At 72.0% G+C, this 2,477-nt stretch carries 1 protein-coding gene; it reads left to right on the top strand.

Features of this window, described 5'->3' with window-relative positions:
* Positions 1 to 146: 146 nt before the first annotated feature.
* Positions 147 to 2,117: a fructose-specific PTS transporter subunit EIIC gene (locus K6I34_RS35560; RefSeq protein WP_374231109.1), complete on the top strand. Its 1,971-nt coding sequence runs from the start codon at positions 147 to 149 to the stop codon at positions 2,115 to 2,117.
* The last annotated feature ends 360 nt before the right edge of the window (positions 2,118 to 2,477 follow it).

The following is a 2,477-nucleotide window of genomic DNA, read 5'->3' as shown; positions in this document are numbered from 1 at the left end:
GCCGAACTCCAGCCCCGCCCGGCCTCGTTCCGCCACCGCGACCGTGATCCTTCTCCTCCACGGACGGGTGTTGGAGGATGCGGTCAGCGCGTGGTGCACGGCCGATCCGCACACCGCCGCGCGCGACGAGCGGTGAGGAGATCCACGTGACCAGTACGGACGGTCCCTCCGACGACGCGGGGGACAAGGGGCAGGGGCTCAGGCTGCTGGCGGTGACGGCGTGCCCGACGGGCATCGCCCACACCTATATGGCGGCGGAGAAGCTGACCCAGGCCGCGGCGGCCTCCGGCCATGAGATGAAGGTGGAGACACAGGGCTCGATCGGGGCGGAGAACATCCTGACCGACAACGATGTCAGACGGGCGGACGGCATCATCGTCGCCGCCGACAAGGACGTCGACCTGAGCCGGTTCGTCGGCAAGCGGGTGCTGTCGGTCGGGGTGGCGGAGGGCATCCACCACCCGGAGCAGCTGATCGAGCGGGTGCGCAGGGCTCCGGTGTACGCGGGGCCCGGGACCAGAGCCGGGGACGGCGGCGCGAGCGGGCTGCTGCCGACGGCCGTGGCGGGGGGCGGCGGGGAGCGCGGTGCCGTCTACAAGGCGCTGATGAACGGCGTCTCGTACATGATCCCGTTCGTGGTCGTGGGCGGGCTGCTGATCGCGGTCTCGCTCGCGCTGGGCGGGCACACCACCCCGCGCGGGATCGTCTTCGACACCCCCTTCTGGCAGCACGTCAACGACATCGGCACCATCGGCTTCACTCTGATGATCCCGGTGCTCTCCGGCTATATCGCCTACGCGATCGGTGACCGGCCCGCGCTGGTACCGGGCATGATCGGCGGCTGGATCGCGGGGCACGGGGAGCTGTACGACAGCAAGGCCGGGGCGGGGTTCATCGGGGCGATCGCCACGGGCTTCCTCGCCGGGTACCTGGTCCGCTGGATCAAGCTGGTGGAGGTCCCGCGGTTCGTCAGGCCGATCATGCCGGTCATCGTGATCCCGATCCTGTCGACGACCGTGCTGGGGCTGTTCTTCATCTACGTCATCGGGCGGCCGATCTCCTGGGTCTTCGCCCATCTGACGAGCTGGCTGGGCGGGCTGACGGGGACGAGCGCGGCGCTGCTGGGCGTACTGCTGGGCCTGATGATCGCCTTCGACATGGGCGGCCCGGTCAACAAGACGGCCTTCCTCTTCGGCGCGGGCCTGGTCTCCAGCAGCCCGGAGATCATGGGCATGTGCGCGGCGGCCATTCCGGTGCCGCCGCTCGGGCAGGGCCTGGCGACCGTGCTGCGCCGCCGGATGTTCACGGCCCCGGAGCGGGAGACGGGTCTGGCGGCGCTGTTCATGGGCTGCTTCGGCATCACGGAGGGCGCCATTCCGTTCGCGGCGGCCCGCCCGGCCCGGGTCATCCCGGCCAACATGCTCGGCGGCGCGGTGGCCGGGGCGATCGCGGGGCTGGCCGCGGTGACGGACAGGGTGCCGCACGGCGGGCCGGTGGTGGCGGCGCTGGGGGCGGTCGGTGGCGTCCCGATGTTCTTCGTGGCGATCGTCATCGGGACGGTGGTGACGGCGCTGACGACCGTGACGCTCATGGCTCTGGGCAACGGTTCGGCGGGGCCGGCCGAACCTGCCGCGATCCCCGCTCCCGCCCCCTCTGCCCCTTCCGCTCTTTCCGGTTACCTCACCGAGCGGACCGTACGGCCATGGCTCGCCGCGGAGTCCAAGGAAGCGGCGATCCGGGAAATGGCCGAACTGCTGGCCGCCTCCGGCAGGGTGACGGACGTCGACGGGCTGGTCGCCGCCGCCCTGGCCCGCGAGGAGCTGGGCACGACGGGCCTCGGCGACGCCATCGCCGTACCGCACGCGAAGACGAACGCGGTCTCGGGACCGGTGGTGGGCTTCGCCCGCTCGGCGTCGGGCATCGAGTGGGGGGCGCTGGACGGGACCCGGGCCCGGCTCGTCTTCATGGTCTCCGTACCGGAGACCGCGGCCGGGGACGAGCACCTGCGGATTCTCGCGACCCTGTCGCGCAAGCTGATGGATCCGGGGTTCCGTGAACGGTTGCTCGGTGCGGTGGACCGGGGGGAGATCATGTCGGTGCTCGGTGACATCGAGTAACACGTTTTCCGTGGGCCGGGGTGTGCCTACTGGGAGTGCGGCTTGCGCTCCGCGCGCGGGTGCGCCCCCGGTGGGGGCTTGTCGCGCAGTTCCCCGCGCCCCTAAAAGCCGCCCACGAGCTCGGTCGCCCGTGCCCGTCCGGCGGGTGCGGGTCGTCGCTGGTTGCTCGCGCCGTTCCCCGCGCCCCTGAAAGCCGCCCACGAGCTCGGCCACCCTTGCCCGTCCGGCGGCTGCGGACCGTGCGTGGTTGCTCGCGCAGTTCCCCGCGCCCCTGATGGGGCGCCCCCCGGACGGCGGAGAGCCGACAGCGGACGTAGGTGCCCCCTACGGATAGCCAACCGACGGTGGAGGGGGCGGGGC

Source organism: Streptomyces sp. UNOC14_S4, from assembly GCF_020740835.1.
In the GTDB taxonomy this organism is placed as follows: Bacteria; Actinomycetota; Actinomycetes; order Streptomycetales; family Streptomycetaceae; genus Streptomyces.
This window is presented reverse-complemented; position numbering and strand designations above follow the sequence as displayed.